The following is an 18,950-nucleotide window of genomic DNA, read 5'->3' as shown; positions in this document are numbered from 1 at the left end:
AAAGGAGTTCTGTTATTTTTATTTTAAATATCTTAATATTAAGACTTGACGATTTAAGGTTTAAATACTAAACTGAGATTAAGCAAACGTAAAGAAGCCAGCGAAGAACGAAGCTGCTCCCGAATCAGAAGGCAACTATGAATATTGAAGATGGTTAACATGCTATTAATAACGAAAAAAACGATAAATGGAGGTTGAAGTCATGAAGTTTAAAGGAATTCATCACGTATCCGCGTTAACGGCTGCGGCTTCGCGGAACTTCGAATTTTATACAAAGGTTCTGGGCATGCGATTGGTTAAGAAGACGGTGAACCAGGACGATGTCTCGGTATATCATCTGTTTTATGGCGACGAAAAAGGAAATCCAGGCACGGAGCTTACCTTCTTCGAAATTCCGATGGCCGGCCGGACCCGTGAGGGAAACAACAGCATTTCGGCGACATCCCTGCGCGTGCCGAACGACCGCGCCTTGGAATATTGGACCCGGCGATTGGACGAGCACGGCGTAGAACGCGAGGAGATCAAGGAACGTGCGGGCCGATTGACCCTTCTCTTCAGGGATTTCGAGGGCCAGCGCATCATTCTCGTTTCGGATGAACATAACGAGGGAGTACCAGGCGGCGTTCCATGGGAAAAGGGGCCGGTTCCGGCGGAATACGCCATCATCGGTTTAGGCCCGGTGCAGCTGACCGTGCCTAATCCAGTGCAGACTGTGAAGGTATTGACGGAGCTGATGGGCTTCCGCTACAAAGGGCACTATGCTTCGCCAGTAGACGGGCAGCCCGATATCCTGGTCTTTGAGACGGGAGAAGGCGGTACGGGAGCGGAAGTGCATGTGGAGGAACGAACGGATCTTCCGCAGGAGCGGCTTGGCCGCGGCGGCGTTCATCACGTTGCATTCCGCGTCGAGGACGAGGAAGAGCTTCGGTCCTGGATTGACCGGATCGGCGATGTGGGCTTTTCGAATTCGGGATTTGTCGATCGCTTTTACTTCCGTTCCTTGTATTTCCGGGAGCCTAACGGTATTTTGTTCGAGGTAGCTACCGATGGTCCGGGCTTTGACACGGATGAGCATATCGACCATCTCGGCGAGTCCCTTGCGCTGCCGCCGTTTCTGGAGCCGAAGCGGGAACAGATCGAAGCCAACCTGAAGCCTCTCCATACGATTCAATGAAAATGGCGCACATCGCGTCACGCAATACACACGACACCGGGTAAGCCTCTGTTTTGGGGCGATTGCCCGGTGTTTTAATTTGATCTATTCATATAGCCGCGATATGGCATTTGCCGTTATGCTGACATGCTCCCTAAGCTCTTGGGGGGCCATCACCTCGATTTCCGCCCCGCAGCTTAGAAGAAATGCCGAAGCCGATTCCAAGGTGTTGAACTCCAAATCGGCCGTTATCCACCCGTCGTGCTGGTTATCCATATCGCATCGGAGTATTTTTACGTACCGCTCCCGCTCAAAGCGTTTGATCAGATCGACGGTCATGCGAACCTGTGCGGGATACTGCGGGAGATTTTGCATGAACCGTGCCAGCGACTCCTCCCAATACTCGGCTAGATTAAAACCGGCCGGACGCTGGAATGTATCCTCGGACATGACGGCATCCACGATTCTCGATACGCGATAGGTTCGCAGCTCGCCTTGGGATTCGGCCACCACATACCAGGTACTCCGTTTGGCAACCAGCCCGAGCGGATGAATCCTTCTTTCGACTCGTTCCTCTCCTTTCATGTATTGGATATCCATGATGCGATCCAACCACAGCGCCTCCTGCAAAACCGTAAGATACGGATGCGATTCGCGGTAGGAGTGCCAGCCTGCGCCATCGATATGGATCTTCTCCCGAATGATTTCGGCATCCTGCCGAATGGAGCGTGGGGAGGAAGCCAATAATTTTTGATAGGCAGCATCAAACTGTTTACGGATCCCCAAATCCCCGATCAGCGGGCTGTGGCTGGAAACCAGCAGGGAGATGAGCTCGTCCGGCGTCATGCCGGTCAGGTTCGTTCGATAGCTCTCCTCCAGCACCCACCCGCCCTGGGATCCTCTTTCCGCATACACGGGGATGCCCGCCGAGCTCAAGCTTTCCATATCGCGTATAATCGTGCGCTCCGATACCTCAAGCTGCTCCGCCAGATAACGGGTGTTCTTCTTCCCCCCGTTCTGAAGCATCAGCATAATGGATAATAGACGATCCGCCCTCAAGTTATGTCACCTCTCTGTATCTATAGAAGTTAATTGTATTGTAGCATGGATATAAGACAACGGATGTCATATATGTCTGATACGATGAAGGCGTTGAGATACTTCAGTATATAGTTGGAGGTAGCGCTATGAATAAGAATGATCCTAAGCCATTGCAAGGAAAAATCGCCGTCGTGGCCGGAGCGACCCGGGGAGCAGGCCGCGCCATTGCGGTGATGCTGGGTGCCGCGGGGGCAACGGTGTATTGCACGGGACGGAGCGTACGCGGCCAAGCGTCGGATATCAAGCGGACCGAGACGATTGACGACACGGCGGAGATGGTGACGGACCGGGGCGGCACCGGCATTGCCGTGCAATGCGACCATACCGTGGAAGAGCAAGTGAAAGCGATGTTTGAACGCATTCGTGAAGAGCAGCAAGGCCGGCTGGACATCCTCGTCAATGATATATGGGGCGGCGAGAACCTGACGCATTGGAATATTCCGTTCTGGGAGCAATTTCTGTCCGATGGACTGCTGATGCAGGAGCGGGCAGTGACAGCGCATATGATCACGAGTTATTACGGCGTTCCGCTGATGGTGGAGAACGGCGGCGGATTGGTCATTGAGGTCACGGACGGCTCGACGTACCGGTATCGCGGGAATTTGTATTACAGCCTGGCAAAAATTTCGGCGATTCATCTGGCCGCAGCCATGGCGGAAGAGCTGCGTCCCTATCAGGTAACCGCACTATCCGTGACGCCGGGATTTCTGCGCTCGGAGCAAATGCTGGATCACTTCGGCGTTACGGAAGAAAATTGGCGGGATGCCACGGCACAAGAACCGCATTTCATCGAATCGGAGACCCCATATTTTCTTGGGCAGGCGGTCGCGGCGTTGGCAGCCGATCCGGATGTTTCCGACAAGAGCGGGAAGGCGCTGACCAGCTGGGACTTATCGGATGAATACGGGTTTAGCGACATTGACGGGCGTAAGCCGCATTGGGGCAATTACGCGAAGAAGCAGGGACTTCCCATTACTTAAACATGTAAAACAGGGTGACCTATGCCATGATGGCGAATAGGTCACCCTGTTTTGTTACGGAAATTGTCCGTTGCACTTGCGAATACCGCTGTAAGTACGTCTAAACCATGTCATAGCGGAACAATCGCAGAAACTACGCATCAACGTTCAATTTCAAGTGGTTATGAGCGGCCGCGTCTCATCGAACCCATGATCAGGCTGACGATAAAGACCAGAATGACGGCACCGATCAACGCAGGCAGGATGTAGAATCCACCCATTTCCGGTCCCCAGGATCCGAGCAGAAGTCCGCCCAGCCAAGCACCGACGAAACCAGCAATGATGTTACCGATGATACCGCCGGGGATGTCTCTGCCCATAATCAAACCAGCAATCCATCCGATGATACCGCCAACGATTAATGACCAAAGAAAACTCATGTTTATCACCTCGTATAAGTTATAGTTGTTTGTGCCTTACTATTAACCAAAGACGTGACTTTTAAACCGGATTGACCAGCAACTTGGATAAAATCATTATTTTCCAACGTAGTGATAGGCTGCTTCGTTCTTTGATAAATGCGGTTTTTTTGATTATGCTTGAAGAGAGTGGTTAGGTTGAGAAAATAAAGGAGCTGGCATGGGACTCATGATAGAAAAATGGACAGAAGAATATACCATTCAATCCGTTGACGCAGACTTTAAGGGAGACTGCCGATGGTCTTCGCTGCTCAGTATTTTGCAGAGAGCGGCTGACCGGCATATTGAGGCGCTGGGAATCAGCCGCGAGGAAATGATCGAGCGGGGCATGGGCTGGATGCTGATTACGCTGGAGCTTGAGATGCGGCGGATGCCAAGGGATATGGAAACCGTATATGTGGACACCTGGAGCCGCGGGTCCAAAGGGGCGCTGTGGCATCGGGATTATCGGATCAAGAACGGCGATGGGGAATTGCTGGGCGAGGGCCGCTCGGTATGGGCGCTGGTGGACATTCATAAACGGAAAATTCTGCGTCCGTCCATGTTTCCGTACGAGGTGCCGATCGGTCAGGAAACGGTTGGAGAGCTGCCAAGCAAAGCCGTATTGCCTGAAGGGGTACTGCTGGATGATGCGTATACGTATACGGTCCGGTATAGTGGAATCGATACGAACGGCCATTTGAATAACGCCCGGTATGCGGATTTGTGCTTTGACGTGCTGGATGAGCAGGAACTTCGGGAAGGGCGAGTGACCGGCTTCAAAATTACATACCATAACGAGGCCAGACTGAAGGATACGATGGTGATCAAGCGTTCGGCCGAGGAGAATAATCGGGTGTACGTGCAGGGCACAGCGCCGGACGGAACCAACTTTTTTGAAGCGGCTATCGTTAGGGGATCATAAACCATCAGGTTGTTCTTTCGGAGGGGAGAGAGCGGCCTGACGCTTCATGGAGGGTGAACGGATGTACAAAATCATGATCGTTGAGGATGACCCCAAGCTGGCGGGGCTGCTGCAATCGCATATCGAACGGTACGGAAATGAAGGAAACATCGTCGAGGATTTCGATCATGTGCTGGAGCAGTTCCATGAGATAAAGCCGCATCTCGTTCTTCTCGACGTGAACCTGCCAAGCTTTGACGGATATTATTGGTGCCGCCAGATCCGGTCGGTATCGACCTGCCCGATTATATTCATCTCGGCCCGTAACGGGACGCCGGATCAGCTCCGGGCCTTGGAGAACGGCGCGGATGATTATATCACCAAGCCGTTTGCTTACGATATCGTCATCGCCAAAATCCACAGCCAGCTGCGCCGCGTATACGGCGACTATGCGGCAGCATCCGCCGAGCGTACGGTGGAGAAGGACGGGCTTGTCCTCTATCCCGAACGGATGGAGCTGACTCTTCACGATCAGACATCCGTGCTCACGAAAAAAGAAACGGTCCTTCTGGAAACGCTGCTGAGCCGGAGCCCCCGGCTAGTGACGCGCGAGACGATTCTGGAGAAGCTGTGGGACGATACGTTCGTGGACGATAATACGCTCAGCGTGAATATTAACCGGGTGAGGAAACGGCTAGGGGAGTTAGGGATTGAGAATGCGCTGGAAACGATTCGCGGTTCGGGGTACAGGCTGCATACCGTATGGAAGAGGTAGGCAATGAAGAAGCTGTTTTGGCGTGAGCATTTGCCCCTCATTCTGTTTGTAACCGCGGCCTTGTTCGTGGTGCTGCTCGTATTCTGGTATGACGGCTATGATCATCCGGTGACAGCGGCTTATGCCGTTTTCCTCGGTCTGACCATTCTTGGCGGGTACTTGGCATTCCGGTATTTCACGCACCGGGATTTCTATGAGCGGCTGTCGCAGCCCATCAGGTCGTTGGAGGAATCGATCAAGCATAACGAGTCGGCCCCGCTGCCTACGGCCCTTAGCGAGCTTATGGAAGAGCAGTACCGTCAATACCGCACGGTCATGGAAGAGTGGGAGCGCCGGCGGAAAGAGCATATGATCTTCATGAATCAGTGGGTGCATCAGATGAAAACGCCGCTGTCCGTCATTGAGATGATCACGCAGGAGGATGATAACGACGCCTTCAAGAGTTTATCCGAGGAATCCGACCGGATTCGGCGCGGGCTGGAGATGGTGCTCTACATGTCCAGGCTCGAAACCTTCGAGCAGGATTTCAGCGTGGAGCCCGTGAAGCTTCATCAGGCGGCAGTCGAGGCGGTGCACGAGAACAAGCGTTATTTTATTCACAGTCATGTGTATCCGGAGGTCCGGATCGATTCGGATCTCACCGTTCAGACGGATGCCAAATGGCTTCGGTTCATCATGCTGCAGCTGCTGTCCAACGCCATTAAATATTCTGCCGGAACCGGGCTTAAGGTGACGATCCAGGCCAGCCGGACGGAGGACCACCGCCATGTGGTGCTGGAGATCACGGACCGGGGAATGGGCATACCGCCATCCGACTTGAAGCGGGTGTTCGACCCGTTCTATACCGGGGAAAACGGCCGCAAGCTGAAGGAATCCACCGGCATGGGCTTGTATCTCGTCAAAGAAGTGGTCCATAAAATGAACCACCAAATCGAGCTGGAATCCGAGCCGGGAAGAGGAACGACCGTGAGGCTGATTTTCTGAGGGTGAGACTGGCAATAGTTAGTCCTGTTGGCGTTTGACTGGCGAAGGCTTTTGTTGTCAAGTGAGTTGGAGGCTGTCTAAGATCAAGATAACCGGATGGATATAGGCGTTTGAGGAGGGGCAGTCAGACTATATCTAAGTTATCCTTAGCTTATGGAATGGTGTAATAAGTCACCTAAATACTTTACGAGAACACCTTATCTCGGGTAATTGATGGTTGAATACATCATGAATCCCGGAGATAAGGTTTTTCTTTTGTTTAAATAGGAGTAGGAATCCGCACGCATCAGCGAAAGAGGACGAAACGATTCCGAAGAAGCGAAGCGGTCGCCTTTGCACCCGAATTTTCACCTCGGTGTAATCGTTCAGAAAATTTGGGGGCAACAGCGATCGTAGGAACGTTACGTACTCGAAGCGCCTTTAGAATCGCAAACAGTGACGTACTCGAAGCGGCCTTAAGAATCGCAACAGTGCGTACTCAAAGCGGTTTTTTAATATACGTACCCGAAGCGCCTTTAGAATGGCAACAGTGACGTACCCTGAGCCGGTCTGCGCATGTATCTTACACCGATGTAAGGTTGGCGAAAGAGTGATCGATAGGAGATGGCCCGCCCGATGCTATACACTAACCTTACAGGAACGAAATAACGAAAGTGAGGTTTACAACAAGATGGAAATACTAAACGTGCGCAATCTGGGCAAAGTCTATAAGGCCGCAGTGTCCCACGAGGCGCTTTCCAATATCAATCTGAGCATCAACCAAGGGGAATTCGTCGGCATCATGGGCCCCTCCGGCAGCGGAAAAACGACGCTGCTCAACATGATCTCCACCATCGACCGACCTACGTCCGGGGAGATCACCATCGGCGGGGAGGATCCGTTCCGATTATCCCAGGATAAACTCGCCATGTTCCGCCGGCGTGAGCTGGGATTTGTCTTTCAGTCCTTCAACCTGCTTAATACGCTGACGGTGAAGGAGAATATCCTGCTCCCCCTGGCGCTGGACGGCGTGGATCTGGATGAGATGAACCGCCGTGTCGGCATTTTGGCCGATAAACTGGGCATCACATCGATACTGGACAAGCGGACTTATGAAATATCGGGGGGACAGGCGCAGCGGACGGCGATAGCGCGGGCCATGATCCACGTACCGAAGCTGGTTCTGGCCGATGAGCCGACAGGCAACTTGGACTCCAAGTCGGCCCGCGACGTCATGGAAATGATGGACCGGAGAAACAAGGAAGACCAAGTGACCATGCTGCTGGTCACCCATGACCCGGTGGCAGCAAGCTACTGCAATCGGGTGGTGTTTATCAAGGACGGGCAGTTGTACAACGAAATCACGTACGGCGACAGCCAATCGGCCTTTTATCAAAAAATCATCAACGTGTTATCGCTGCTGGGAGGTTCGGGACATGAATTTTCGCCAGTTCGCCATTAACAATGTCCTGCGCAGCAAGCGCACATATATTGCCCATTTCCTGAGCAGTGCTTTTTCCGTCATGATTTTCTTTACCTACGGGCTGCTGTCGTTTCACCCACAGCTGAAGGACGGCTTGGTCTCCTCCAGCGGTACCATGTCCATGCTGGGTACGATGGGCATGACGGTATCCCAGTACATCGTGTTCGTTTTTTCATTTTTCTTTCTGCTGTATTCGGTGGGGGCTTTCATCAAGGTTCGGAAAAAGGAGTTCGGCATTCTGCTGATCCTCGGCATGTCCCGCAAGCAATTGAACCGGATGCTGTTCATCGAGAATATCCTGATTGGCGCTGCAGCGATCGTAGTCGGCATCGGAACGGGATTGCTGTTCTCCAAGCTGATCCTGCTAATCAGCGCCAAGCTGCTGGCCGTGGATAAGGGACTTCCGTTTTATTTTCCGCTCGAATCGCTGATCGTTACGGCTGCGGCTTATGCCGTATTGTTCCTGCTGATTGCGTTGTTCTCCTCGTTCATGCTGCGGAAGGGCACGCTGCTCGCCCTGGTGAAAGCAGAGGAAAGCCCCAAGCCGCAGCCGAAAGCATCGCCTTGGCTGGCCGTGCTGGCTGTCCTGCTGATCGGAACCGGTTACGGCATGGTCATGGTTTTTGCCATTCTCCAAATCTTCAATCTGTTCCTGCTGCTTGGCGGCGTTATATTCGTCATTATCGGCACGTATTTTCTCTTCACTCAGTTCAGCGTGTTTTTTATGCGGTATCTGCAGAAGAAAGAGCGGTTCTTCTTTCGCCGAACCAACCTGCTGACGATCTCGGAGCTGCTGTACAGAATCAAAGACAATGCGGTGATGTTCTTCCTCGTATCGGTCATCTCGGCATCCGCCTTTACCGGGATCGGCACCACGCTTGCAATCGGGGATCCCGGCCTGTCGGCCATGGAGAATCCTTATGCCTATACGTACACTATGAATGATGAGAACGCTGATAAAGGGAATCGTCATCTTGATATGATCAGGGAGGAGCTCAAGAAGGGCGGATTTCAGTACAAGGAGGCGGAGGTTACTCCGATATTCTCGGATAACGGGATCAATCTGATTAAGCTCAGCGAATATAACAGTCTTATTCAGTCGATGGGTTACCCGTCAGAAACATTGGGCGACCTGGAAGGCATCCTGACCCCGGGGACCGTCACGGAGAAGAACAGCTACCGAATCGATGGTCCTGGGAATGATCAATTCGAGGTGATAAACGGGAAAACATCGGAAATCGTCAAGGTGCTCAAAGCCGAAACGTTCATTGCGGTGCCCGCGACCTACGGCGATACGCTGGTCGTATCCGACCGCCTGTACAATGATGTGCTCCAGGCACAAGAGGATCAGGAATTCGGTTATGCGGCATTCCATACGTTTTACGTGCAGGATTGGAAGAATACGGGGGATGTGTCCAGATCGATTCAGGAACGTCTTAAAGAGCCGGAAGACTACAGCTATTATCTCAAGTCATTGTACTTGGATTGGAAAAGCGCCCAGCAGCAGAACGGCATTCTGCTTATGGTTAGCGGCCTGGTCGGCATCGTGTTCTTTACCTTCGCGGCAAGCTTTGTATATTTCCGGCTATACGCGGATCTTGCCCGGGACGAACAGCAGTATCGCATGATTGCCAAGGTGGGACTCAGCAAAAAAGAGCTTGGCACCATCATTACCAAGCAGCTTGTCATTATGTTCTTTTTGCCGATGCTTATTGCACTCATCCATAGCGGCGTTGCCTTTGTTGCGCTTCAGCAGCTGGTAGACTTCTCGATCGTAGGGCATAGTTTGAAGATCTTCATCTTCTTCCTGAGCATCCAGATCATGTATTTCTTTATTACTCGCTGGCGTTATCTGGAGCGTCTCAACAAAATCATTCAGTAAAAACCGCCATTTCTTCGTTGAAAAGGGCCAAAACGGGTATGTTATTACAAGAAGCACTCAACAACGAGAAATGGGGGCGATTCCATAATGAATGATCACAGCATGTTAAAGACGGGTGCCGTAGAGACCGAAGAGGTTACGACCGATATTCTTTCCTTGCGTACCGTCATGGTGAACGTCCAAATGATCGGTACGCCGGGAACCGGTGACTGGGTGCTGATTGACACGGGACTCGGAAATTTCGAGGGCTCCATTGCGGAAGGAGCGGAGAACCGATTCGGCAAGCCCCCGATGGCCATCGTGCTGACGCATGGCCATTTCGACCATGTGGGCAATGTGAAGGAATTGGCCGATCGCTGGAACGTTCCCGTCTACGCACACCCGAGCGAACTGCCGTTTCTTACGGGACAAGAAGACTATCCTCCAGGGGATCCGAGCGTAGGCGGGGGATTGATGGCCCGCGTTGCTCCCATGTATCCGAACAAAGCCATCGATCTGGGATCGAGGATACGACCGCTGCCGGAGGACGGAAGCGTACCCGGTCTTCCCGAATTCAAATGGCTACCGACGCCGGGGCATAGCCCCGGACATGTTTCCCTGTTCCGCGAACGGGATCGGGTCCTCGTAGCGGGAGACGCGGTCATTACGGTGAAGCAGGAGTCGGCGCTTGCCGTCATCGGGCAGGAGAAGGAGCTTCACGGTCCGCCGATGTATTTTACTCCGGATTGGGATCTGGCGCGTGAATCGGTTCGCCGCCTGGCAAGCCTGAATCCCGAAATTCTGGTCACGGGGCACGGCGTCTCCATGCGCGGTGAAGAGCTAACGACTTCGCTTGCGCGGTTGGCCCGGGACTTTGACCGTTTGGCCGTTCCCGAGCAAGGTCGGTATGTGGATAAGGATGCGGATGGAAAGTGAATCGAGGGCAGCATTTAATTTTCATGGCATGAACGATTTATAGGCTAAACGAGACACCGTGAGGTTAACGACCTTGCGGTGTCTTTTCATATGTTGAAGATTCAATATGGAAAGAATGAACGGAACTGTGCGAAAATGTAGGTGATCGCGGCACCCGCTTTTTTCAAAAAAAATAATAAAGTGCGTGAACCTGGGTGCGCTCTCAGGCATCTAACTTATGTAAGGCCCGAGGAAGCGCCACAAAGGAGGTCTCATAACGTGAACAAAAACAAGAAATCCGATATAGAGCGCGATGTTCGGCTTGCCCAGCAGGGGGACCCGGAAGCTTTCAGCAGGCTGATCCTTGCTAACGAGCGTAATTTGTACGGTTTGGCCTTTCTGTATCTGAAGCGGGAAGAGGACTGCGCGGATGCCGTACAGGAAACGATCGTAAAATCCTTCGCAGCTATGCCTTCCTTGAAAGAGCCTGCTTTTTTCAAAACATGGCTGAGCCGCATTCTCATTCATGAATGCCTGCAATTGCTGCGCTCCCAGCAGCGGCAGCGTACCGTTGCGCCTGTCGATGAGGTTGCCGATGCAATGCCGTATGAAGCGATCGAGCTTAAGGAGGCCGTAGCACATCTGGAAGACGATTTACGCAGGGTCATTCAGCTTCATTATTACAGGGACATGCCGATCAGAGCGATCGCCGAAATCGCAGGGATACCGGAAGGAACGGTGAAATCCCGTCTGCACCGGGCGCGCGCCATATTGGCGGAAAGACTGGAATCCTCCACGGAAAGGAACGTGAGCCATCACCCGATAGTTTGTAAGGAGTCGAGTCTGAATGACTTTGCTCCTATATTCATGATGATCCGGACGGTTAGGCTTTTCGGGGATAACGATATTATTCACAGATCATGGGGTGTAACGGCTTGATGGAAACGAAACAGAATGTCAGATTGATGGACAAACCCGACCTTGGAGCATGTTCCGAGCTGATGCTCAAGGTCTTTAGCGGCGAACCCTGGTTCGATCAGTGGGACTCCGTGCAGCATGTACAGCAATACCTCGGAGAATTTATGGACAATCCGGTATTCCTGGGATTTGTTATAGAACAAGATGGTAAGGTACTGGGAGCTTGTTTTGGTCATACGAAGAGCTGGTATAGCGGTGAGGAATACTATATCCAGGAGTATTATATCGATACCGATCTCCAGGGCGGCGGACTAGGTTCGGCATTAATGCATGGCATAAAGGAGTATTTGAAATCGATTAACATTCATTGCATGGTGCTGCTTACGGAAAAGGATCTTCCGGCAGAAGATTTTTATCGGAAACACGGTTTTGAAGTGAAGAAGGATATTATTTTTATGGCGAACAGATTTTAGTCGGCGGGATTTATATTGAAAATAGGGGAGCTGTCTTGATGTCGGTGCGTGTTCTTAACTAACCAAATTGTATAGGACTCTGGCTTGTGTTTTGGCAAAAACCCACTTTATGTGAGGTTTATTTGTCATGGCGCGAAGGCTCTGAGTCCACCTGGTTAAGAACACAACAGCCATCCCTTATATATTGACTGTACGGCCGTGCCCCGGGCACGGCTTCCCGCTTGGGGGACAGAAGGTGAACGATGGTTCATGGACTTCTGTCCTTTTTTTATTACTGCAGCATGTATGGGGTCACGTGTGTTCTTTTCCAGGGGCAATAACCACCCCATATTCAGGAAAAGAGCGTGATTCATATGATGAATTATATAGAAGAAGTGAAAACCAAGGTTCGTTTGCAGGAAGGCGTTCAGGTGATTGAACAACTGCTGGTAGCGAGTTATATGCGTCCGGGCATATCCACCAAAGAGCTGGCACGCCATACCTGTCTGCCGCTTCCGGTCGCTGCCGCAATCAAGAAGGAGCTCATCAAGGCAGGTGCTCTCATTCAAGAGCGGGGAGTACGCTGCACCTCTGCCGGAAAGCTCTATGTCGAACAACAGCTGGGATACGGAGGCATCGATATCGATCTGTATCAAACGATTCTGGCCGGCGAAGCCGATTGGCGGACGGAGCTTTCCGATGTGCTGGCGAGGCTCACGGAGATTCTGGACCAGCGCCCGCAGGTCGATGTTCAAATCGACCAATCCCAATGCACAGTCGAGACGAGTCTCCGGAGGGCGATTCTGTGCCTGAGGGAGCATAGCCTGATCGGGAAAAACATCCTGTGCGTGGGCGACGACGATCTCGTGAGCATTTCGCTTGGCCTGCTGTTGAAGCGGCTCTTCCCGAACGCGAAGGAGCAGAGAGCGGGCCTTACCGTGATGGATATCGATGAACGCTTCCTGCGGTTTATCGGTGACGTGGCTGCAAGGGAAGATGTATCGGTTACATGCAGGCATGCCGATCTCAGACGGCCTCTGCCCCAGGAATGGACAGGGCAATACGATTGCTTTTTCACGGATCCGCCGTATACGCTCCAAGGCTTGACCTTGTTCTTGTCCCGTGGCCTTAGCGCGCTGAAGCCCGAGAAGGGCTGCCCCATCTTTCTCTCGTTTGCGCATAAATCACCCGACTTCACATGGTCCATGCAGCGCGAATTCGTCCGCATGGGGTTGTCGGTCAGACAGGTGCAGCTTCATTTCAATCAATATATCGGAGCGCAGATGATCGGCAATAGCGGCCAAATGATCGTGCTGACAACGACGGAATATACGGATCCGCCGATTAAGGGTTCTTTTGAGGATGAGCTTTATACAGGCGAGGTTCGGCGGACCGTCCGAACCTACCGATGCACCCAATGCCAGAGCGAGCTGCAGGTAGGCGTGCAGGGCGATTTTACCACGATCGAGGATTTGAAGAAGCAGGGCTGTCCGGCATGTGCCCATCATGCGTTCACCCTGCTGGCGAAGAAAATGATCTGATTCGTTTTTGTGGAATCAATCGCTGGGAGGTTATAATAGGGGAACAGAGGAAGGGGAGGGCTATGAAAGTATTAGTATTGGCTGAGAAGCCGTCCGTTGCGAAGGAAATTGCGAGAGTGATGGGCAGCCGCGAGAAGCAGAAGAATTATTTTGAAGGACCGAAATATATTGTGACCTGGGCGCTTGGACATTTGGTGGGGCTTGCCGAACCCGAGGATTATGATAAGAAGTACCAGACCTGGGCGCTGGAGGATCTGCCGATCTTACCGGACAACACGAGGCTTAAGGTGTTGAAGGAAACAAGCCACCAGTTCAAGACGGTGCAGCATCTGATGAAGCGTTCGGACGTCGGGGAGATGATTATTGCCACCGATGCCGCCCGCGAAGGGGAACTGCTTGCGCGCTGGATCCTGAAAATGGCGAAGTGGAACAAGCCGTTCAAACGGTTATGGATTTCTTCCCAGACGGATAAGGCAATCAAGGAAGGTTTCGCATCCCTCAAGCCGGGGCAGCAGTTCGACCGGTTGTACGAGTCCGCACGCTGCAGGGCTGAAGCGGATTGGATGGTTGGACTGAACGTGACGCGCGCGCTGACGACCAAATTCAATGCGCAGCTGTCCGCAGGCCGGGTTCAGACGCCGACGCTCGGAATGATCATGGACCGCGAGAAGGAGATCGTGAATTTCCGCTCCCAGGAATACGAGACGCTGCAGGCGGATCTCGGAAGCTTTGAGGTTTCGTGGCGTCCGGCCGGCGGAGACGGCCGTTTATTCGAGAAGGACAAGGCCGCCAAGCTGAAGCAGAAGCTGGAAGGCAGCACGGGAAAAATCGTGAGCGTGAAAAAGAGCGAGAAAACCGAACCGCATCCGCTGGCATACGATTTGACCGAGCTTCAGCGGGATGCCAACCGCCGATTCGGGTTCTCGGCCAAGCAGACCTCGAATGTGCTGCAGCGCCTGTACGAGCAGCATAAGCTGGTCACCTATCCGCGCACGGACAGCCGTTACCTGACATCCGATATGGTCGGGACGTTGAAGGAAAGGCTGTCGAGCATTGCGATCGGACCGTATGCGTCCATTGCGCGCCCGCTGCTTCGCAAGAATTTGTCGCCAGGCAAACGGGTCGTGGACGACAGCAAGGTTACGGATCACCATGCCATCATTCCTACCGAACAGATCGTGCTGCTGAATCAGCTGTCGGTCGATGAACGCAAGCTGTACGATCTCATCGTGCGCCGGTTCATCAGCTTGTTCTATCCTCCTGCCCGTTACGATAACGTATCGGTGACCGTGCAGATTGAAGGCGAACAGCTCTATGCGAAAGGGACAACGATCAAGGACAGCGGATGGCGCGAGGTGTATGGCGGCGACTATGAGGATGACACGGACGACGAGAGTGACGATGGTCAGGGCCCATCTTCTTCGGGCAAGCTCCTGCCGGAGCTGAAAGAAGGAGAATCGGTGAAGGTGGTCCGCTGCGTGCTGAAGCCGGGACGGACCCAGCCGCCGAAGCGGTATAACGAGGCGGCGCTGCTCTCCCAGATGGAGAAGCACGGCCTTGGAACCCCGGCAACCCGGGCCGACATCATCGAGAAGCTGGTCAGCTCCGACACGATCGAACGGCAGGGGCAAACCCTCCATCCGACAGGCAAAGGCAAGCAGCTGATCGAGCTTGTTGCTCCGGAGCTCCGGACGCCGGAGCTTACGGCGCGGTGGGAAGCCGAGCTCGAGCGGATCGCGAAGGGGCAGGGCAAGCCGGAACCGTTCCTGCGCGGCATACGGGATATGACCAAGAAGCTGGTCACGGACGTGAAGGGAAGCGAAGCGGAATACAAGCCGCATAATGTTTCGAACAGCCACTGTCCGGATTGCGGCACACGGCTGCTCGAGAAGAAGACCAAGCGCGGCAAGCTGCTTGTCTGCCCGAGTGACGATTGCGGGTACAAGCGCTCAGGCGAGAAACGCCTGTCCAACCGCCGTTGTCCGCAGTGCCATAAGAAGATGGAGATGAAGGAAGGCAAGGCGGGGCTGTTCGTGCAGTGCCTTGGCTGCGGCATTACGGAAACGCTGAAGAAGGACGCCAAGCACGTGAACAAACGCGAGGAGCGGAAGCTCGTGCAGCAGTACAGCAAGCAGGAGTCGATCGGTTCCAACCTGGGCGATCTGTTGAAGGCAGCGCTTGAGCAGAAAGGGAAGGAATAGTCTCTCGAGCGTTAATCTCATAGGGCTAAGATGGATTGCGTTTTTCTTGCCGTTGTTAGAATAACCTCGGGTGCAATGGCCCATTCTACGGACAGGGGGTGATTTGCATGCCGAACCATAAAGCGAGAAAGACCGAAAACCAGCAGAACAAATCAAGCATTCTGGAGGAGAGCAAAACCCTCAAGCCGAAAAAGGCTGCAGACTATGTTCCGAGCCTGAACGAAATATCCAAGAACGAATCTTGATGGCTCGTGGCGGTTAAGAAATGTTTAGGTTGTCATTATGCCGGGCACGGGCCGGTCGGATCTTACGACCGCCGGCCGGTGTCCTCGTAATGGCATCAGGGACAGCGCTTGGCGTCATGCCCCTAGGGCATGGCCGGGCATTGTCTTCATCAGCCTGCGGTTTTATAATAGCGGTAGAACGTATAGCTAATGGCTGATTGGCAAGATCGATCAGTTGAAATGGGGGTGCGTGAACCAACGTGAGACCTGCACTGATCGTTTGGTTTATTTTTATCAATGCGGTAGCTTATCTGGTCATGTCCGAGGATAAACGGCGTGCCCGGCTGGGGAGGGATCGCGTTCCGGAGAGGACGCTTTTTCTGTTGGCCGCCATAGGCGGGGCTTTGGGCGTATGGATCGCGATGTACCGCAAGCGTCATAAGACGAGGCATTTATCATTTAAAGTCGGAGTACCGCTGCTGCTAGTCGTAAACGTTGCATTGTATACGTATTTCTGGGGTTAGCTTGTTTGTTGCCATGAGTTACATAGGGGTGTCGCCGACAGTTAGTCGGCAAGCTCGTTTCATACCGGTATGAAGCTGTTTAATAATAAGTAGTAGGTCTTAACAACAGAAAGAGGTGGCCTGTATGCTTTTCACTAAAATTCTTCTAGCTTACGACGGCTCCAAAGCAGCGAATAAAGCGCTCGGACGTGCGGTGGAACTTGCCAAGGTAACGCCGGGAGCGACGCTGGATGTCATTCATGCTTACGATTTTCCTCGCTTCTTCGTTGGGGAAGGGCTTGCCCCGATTCCAGCTTCACTCAATAAAGATGTTTACGATCTGGCCGTGCAGACGACGGAGGAAATCCGCGAGCGGATCGAGAATTCGGGCGTTAACGGTCAAGTGGAGATGATCCAGGGTCCTCCGGCCGAGGTCATCCTGGAGTATGCGGATCAGAACGGCAGTGACCTGATTGTCATCGGCAGCCGCGGTCTTGGCGGCATCCGCGAGTTCGTGCTGGGCAGTGTCAGCCATAACGTGGTGCAGCATGCAACGATTCCGGTACTTGTCGTAAAATAATGTGGAAGGGACGCGAAGGCGTCCCTTTTTGATAGGAACGTATACACTTCAGTCGACTCCCCCTCCTGATCTCGCAAGAATAAATTCGTCAAATGCGGTCTATCTTCTTATGAGATACGTCGATCGATTTTTTTCTTATAGCGCAGTTCATGTTGGGTGTTCGTGATTATTTGGTCAAAGGAGGTCCTATGGAAATTATACTTCTTATCATCTTGGTCGTTCTGGTCGGACTTATGGCTTCAAGCCGAATGACGGCCATAGAGAAGCGAATGAAACGGCAGCAGGCCGCGTTGAACCAAATCGCAAGCCATTTAGGAATACCCGAGCCGCCGGTGCCTGCGGAAGTCAAACGGCTGCTGCAGGAAGGGCAGGATATTAAAGCGATTAAAACCGTAAGGGAAGAATTGGGATTGTCTCTGGTTGAAGCCAAACAATATGTAGATGCCATCAAGCATGGGGAGCGGTAGAACAGGCATGACGTGAATGTACGATGCTCGATTATAAGTGAGGGGTGGCATTCTCGATGGTAAGCTCCCAACGCACGTCGCGATACTCGATTCGGTGCAGCCCGGTGTTCGCCGCCGGGAAGAACGGATTCTTATTGGTCCAAGCCGTATCTTTAATTAGATGATAAATGATGTTGATCACTCCCCCGTGTGTGACAACCAGTACGTTCTCATGATGATCCGCCGATTCCTGATCCTGGCATAGTTTGGTGAAGGTATCCTTGATCCGCTGGAAATTTTCTAGCGGGCTCTCACCTCCAGGGTATTTCTCGTCCATCCGTAAGCTGGAAAAATACAGCCCGGGGAATTTCTCTTCCGCTAATGCGTGGGGCATTCCAGCGAGCAGACCGTTGTTGGTCTCCCGCCATTCCTCGGAGCCGATCAGCGGCAGGCTAAGTTTATCAGCAATGATTGCGGCTGTCTGACAAGCCCTTTGCAGATCGCTGCAAATGATCCGCCGGATATTAAATTCATGCTTGTGTTCATTCAAGTACTGCCCCAGCTTCTCCGCTTGCCTGATCCCTTCATCGATGAGCCCGCGCTGGCTCCATCCTCCGCGATATCCTTCTTCGTCCTGACCATGCCTTACGAAATAGATAGCCATGGGTTCCTCCTTAGAAATAGATTCTGATTTTGCGAGATTCAAATTTAAACGTCGGATTAGATGATTCGTCGTATTAAATTCTAATGACGGATGTTAAGATTTCGACACTCGACTCCATCTTCCTTGCAAGTAATTACAATTAGAGAGCAGAATCCGATCTTATTTTATTCTGCGATAATACTTTTCCCTTACCCTCTATGCAGCAGCAAAAAAGGTTCTCCAGCGGAGCGGACGAATCGTGGATGGAGAAGCGCCAGCGTTCGCCTTTAAACACGGGAAACCTCCATTATAGTTCAATCCAGTTTCCCGTGTTTAACAGCGATCGGAATCACGATGCGTCAGCGCAGCGCTGCCATCACTGCCCATACCATTTTTATGTACGGCCGTTGCCCGTGCCTTCAATAAAGCCCGCAATCTCCAAGAAGTTTTTGCTGCAGCATTGCTCACTCCCTAGATACGAACATTATTTTTTCTGTAAATCCGATTGTTCGTGTTTAGGTTGACATTAGGTGTCAGAAATTGATAAACTGAGGATGTTGAGGTTCAAAATAACTTATGAAGCATGATTGATGAAATTGAATATGTCTCGTATAAAGCCGGGGATATGGCCCGGAAGTCTCTACCCGAAAACCGTAAATTTTCGGACTACGAGGGAATACAAACGGTGCGGCAACGACGGGGCTTGGCTTCATGTTTGCTTCTTAGGCGGCGGATGCGCAAGACTCTTCCGCTTGACGCAGGCGGCAGCGTTCGTAATCCTTGTATGTCCGAGACCTGCACAGAACTTTGTGTTTACGGGATCGGACTTTTTTTTCAGCAGTCATATGAATGTCGAATTTCGCAGAAAGC

Annotated in this window: 19 protein-coding genes and 1 riboswitch; of the genes, 16 read left to right on the top strand and 3 right to left on the bottom strand. The window is 52.4% G+C overall.

Features of this window, described 5'->3' with window-relative positions; genetic code table 11:
- Window positions 1–202 precede the first annotated feature (202 nt).
- Window positions 203–1,174 (top strand): ring-cleaving dioxygenase, encoded by a 972-nt coding sequence (locus tag RB298_RS02460; RefSeq protein ID WP_012819073.1) that lies wholly within the window; start codon window positions 203–205, stop codon window positions 1,172–1,174.
- 84 nt (window positions 1,175–1,258) lie between these two features.
- On the opposite strand, the gene RB298_RS02455 is transcribed toward RB298_RS02460, so the two are convergent.
- Window positions 1,259–2,212, bottom strand: a complete 954-nt coding sequence (locus tag RB298_RS02455) for a helix-turn-helix transcriptional regulator (RefSeq protein ID WP_096774951.1) — start codon at window positions 2,210–2,212, stop codon at window positions 1,259–1,261.
- A 128-nt stretch (window positions 2,213–2,340) separates the two neighbouring features.
- Between RB298_RS02455 and RB298_RS02450 the strand changes: the two genes are divergently transcribed.
- A complete protein-coding gene (locus tag RB298_RS02450; RefSeq protein ID WP_375120905.1) occupies window positions 2,341–3,234 on the top strand; it encodes an SDR family oxidoreductase in 894 nt (297 codons plus the stop codon).
- A gap of 161 nt (window positions 3,235–3,395) precedes the next feature.
- On the opposite strand, the gene RB298_RS02445 is transcribed toward RB298_RS02450, so the two are convergent.
- Window positions 3,396–3,653: a GlsB/YeaQ/YmgE family stress response membrane protein gene (locus RB298_RS02445; protein ID WP_009592319.1), complete on the bottom strand. Its 258-nt coding sequence runs from the start codon at window positions 3,651–3,653 to the stop codon at window positions 3,396–3,398.
- Between the two features lie 208 nt (window positions 3,654–3,861).
- On the opposite strand from RB298_RS02445, the gene RB298_RS02440 reads away from it, so the two are divergent.
- The 14 genes from RB298_RS02440 (at window position 3,862) to RB298_RS02375 (ending at window position 17,458) form a co-directional block, all read left to right on the top strand.
- Window positions 3,862–4,596: an acyl-[acyl-carrier-protein] thioesterase gene (locus tag RB298_RS02440; RefSeq protein ID WP_249732860.1), complete on the top strand. Its 735-nt coding sequence runs from the start codon at window positions 3,862–3,864 to the stop codon at window positions 4,594–4,596.
- Window positions 4,597–4,657: 61 nt separating this feature from the next.
- On the top strand, window positions 4,658–5,350 hold the full coding sequence (locus RB298_RS02435) for a response regulator transcription factor (RefSeq protein ID WP_213580257.1): 693 nt from the start codon (window positions 4,658–4,660) through the stop codon (window positions 5,348–5,350).
- 3 nt (window positions 5,351–5,353) lie between these two features.
- The gene (locus RB298_RS02430; RefSeq protein ID WP_486045567.1) at window positions 5,354–6,334 is read left to right on the top strand and encodes a sensor histidine kinase; all 981 of its coding nucleotides are present in this window, start codon (window positions 5,354–5,356) and stop codon (window positions 6,332–6,334) included.
- Window positions 6,335–7,004: 670 nt separating this feature from the next.
- On the top strand, window positions 7,005–7,775 hold the full coding sequence (locus RB298_RS02425) for an ABC transporter ATP-binding protein (RefSeq protein WP_012819079.1): 771 nt from the start codon (window positions 7,005–7,007) through the stop codon (window positions 7,773–7,775).
- Window positions 7,750–9,678 (top strand): FtsX-like permease family protein, encoded by a 1,929-nt coding sequence (locus tag RB298_RS02420; protein WP_486045565.1) that lies wholly within the window; start codon window positions 7,750–7,752, stop codon window positions 9,676–9,678. The genes RB298_RS02425 and RB298_RS02420 overlap by 26 nt, the downstream gene beginning before the upstream one ends.
- An 87-nt stretch (window positions 9,679–9,765) precedes the next feature.
- Complete coding sequence (locus tag RB298_RS02415) at window positions 9,766–10,593, top strand: MBL fold metallo-hydrolase (protein ID WP_375120903.1); 828 nt, start codon at window positions 9,766–9,768, stop codon at window positions 10,591–10,593.
- A 258-nt stretch (window positions 10,594–10,851) separates the two neighbouring features.
- Window positions 10,852–11,511 (top strand): sigma-70 family RNA polymerase sigma factor, encoded by a 660-nt coding sequence (locus RB298_RS02410; protein ID WP_486045563.1) that lies wholly within the window; start codon window positions 10,852–10,854, stop codon window positions 11,509–11,511.
- A complete protein-coding gene (locus RB298_RS02405) occupies window positions 11,511–11,963 on the top strand; it encodes a GNAT family N-acetyltransferase (protein ID WP_244235323.1) in 453 nt (150 codons plus the stop codon). The genes RB298_RS02410 and RB298_RS02405 overlap by 1 nt, the downstream gene beginning before the upstream one ends.
- A 353-nt stretch (window positions 11,964–12,316) precedes the next feature.
- The gene (locus RB298_RS02400; protein WP_486045561.1) at window positions 12,317–13,483 is read left to right on the top strand and encodes a bis-aminopropyl spermidine synthase family protein; all 1,167 of its coding nucleotides are present in this window, start codon (window positions 12,317–12,319) and stop codon (window positions 13,481–13,483) included.
- Between the two features lie 62 nt (window positions 13,484–13,545).
- Window positions 13,546–15,684 carry a DNA topoisomerase III gene (locus RB298_RS02395; protein WP_486045559.1) on the top strand — a complete coding sequence of 713 codons (2,139 nt, stop codon included), beginning with the start codon at window positions 13,546–13,548 and terminating at the stop codon, window positions 15,682–15,684.
- Between the two features lie 107 nt (window positions 15,685–15,791).
- Entirely contained in the window at window positions 15,792–15,929 is a 138-nt protein-coding gene (locus RB298_RS02390) for a hypothetical protein (RefSeq protein ID WP_012819087.1), read from the top strand.
- 239 nt (window positions 15,930–16,168) lie between these two features.
- Complete coding sequence (locus RB298_RS02385) at window positions 16,169–16,432, top strand: DUF1294 domain-containing protein (protein ID WP_012819088.1); 264 nt, start codon at window positions 16,169–16,171, stop codon at window positions 16,430–16,432.
- 124 nt (window positions 16,433–16,556) lie between these two features.
- Window positions 16,557–16,991, top strand: coding sequence for a universal stress protein (locus RB298_RS02380; protein ID WP_012819089.1), 435 nt, complete (start codon window positions 16,557–16,559; stop codon window positions 16,989–16,991).
- Window positions 16,992–17,179: 188 nt separating this feature from the next.
- Window positions 17,180–17,458: a hypothetical protein gene (locus RB298_RS02375; protein WP_096774963.1), complete on the top strand. Its 279-nt coding sequence runs from the start codon at window positions 17,180–17,182 to the stop codon at window positions 17,456–17,458.
- A gap of 31 nt (window positions 17,459–17,489) precedes the next feature.
- Here RB298_RS02375 and RB298_RS02370 read toward each other — a convergent pair whose 3' ends face one another.
- On the bottom strand, window positions 17,490–18,101 hold the full coding sequence (locus RB298_RS02370; RefSeq protein ID WP_486045556.1) for a histidine phosphatase family protein: 612 nt from the start codon (window positions 18,099–18,101) through the stop codon (window positions 17,490–17,492).
- Between the two features lie 566 nt (window positions 18,102–18,667).
- Window positions 18,668–18,769, top strand: a riboswitch (purine riboswitch).
- Window positions 18,770–18,950 lie beyond the last annotated feature (181 nt).

Origin of the sequence: Priestia sp. BR_2 (assembly GCF_041954005.1) — a bacterium.
Taxonomy (GTDB): Bacteria; Bacillota; Bacilli; order Paenibacillales; family Paenibacillaceae; genus Paenibacillus_AQ; species Paenibacillus_AQ lautus_A.
This window is presented reverse-complemented; position numbering and strand designations above follow the sequence as displayed.

Bases quoted from the DNA above. Each gene is read 5' to 3' on its own strand.
- RB298_RS02415 (WP_375120903.1), top strand. From the start codon at position 9,766: ATGAATGATCACAGCATGTTAAAGACGGGTGCCGTAGAGACCGAAGAG.
- RB298_RS02380 (WP_012819089.1), top strand. From the start codon at position 16,557: ATGCTTTTCACTAAAATTCTTCTAGCTTACGACGGCTCCAAAGCAGCG.
- RB298_RS02435 (WP_213580257.1), top strand. From the start codon at position 4,658: ATGTACAAAATCATGATCGTTGAGGATGACCCCAAGCTGGCGGGGCTG.
- RB298_RS02400 (WP_486045561.1), top strand. From the start codon at position 12,317: ATGATGAATTATATAGAAGAAGTGAAAACCAAGGTTCGTTTGCAGGAA.
- RB298_RS02405 (WP_244235323.1), top strand. From the start codon at position 11,511: ATGGAAACGAAACAGAATGTCAGATTGATGGACAAACCCGACCTTGGA.
- RB298_RS02370 (WP_486045556.1), bottom strand. From the start codon at position 18,101: ATGGCTATCTATTTCGTAAGGCATGGTCAGGACGAAGAAGGATATCGC.
- RB298_RS02425 (WP_012819079.1), top strand. From the start codon at position 7,005: ATGGAAATACTAAACGTGCGCAATCTGGGCAAAGTCTATAAGGCCGCA.
- RB298_RS02395 (WP_486045559.1), top strand. From the start codon at position 13,546: ATGAAAGTATTAGTATTGGCTGAGAAGCCGTCCGTTGCGAAGGAAATT.
- RB298_RS02420 (WP_486045565.1), top strand. From the start codon at position 7,750: ATGAATTTTCGCCAGTTCGCCATTAACAATGTCCTGCGCAGCAAGCGC.
- RB298_RS02440 (WP_249732860.1), top strand. From the start codon at position 3,862: ATGATAGAAAAATGGACAGAAGAATATACCATTCAATCCGTTGACGCA.
- RB298_RS02460 (WP_012819073.1), top strand. From the start codon at position 203: ATGAAGTTTAAAGGAATTCATCACGTATCCGCGTTAACGGCTGCGGCT.
- RB298_RS02390 (WP_012819087.1), top strand. From the start codon at position 15,792: ATGCCGAACCATAAAGCGAGAAAGACCGAAAACCAGCAGAACAAATCA.
- RB298_RS02445 (WP_009592319.1), bottom strand. From the start codon at position 3,653: ATGAGTTTTCTTTGGTCATTAATCGTTGGCGGTATCATCGGATGGATT.
- RB298_RS02375 (WP_096774963.1), top strand. From the start codon at position 17,180: ATGGAAATTATACTTCTTATCATCTTGGTCGTTCTGGTCGGACTTATG.
- RB298_RS02450 (WP_375120905.1), top strand. From the start codon at position 2,341: ATGAATAAGAATGATCCTAAGCCATTGCAAGGAAAAATCGCCGTCGTG.
- RB298_RS02430 (WP_486045567.1), top strand. From the start codon at position 5,354: ATGAAGAAGCTGTTTTGGCGTGAGCATTTGCCCCTCATTCTGTTTGTA.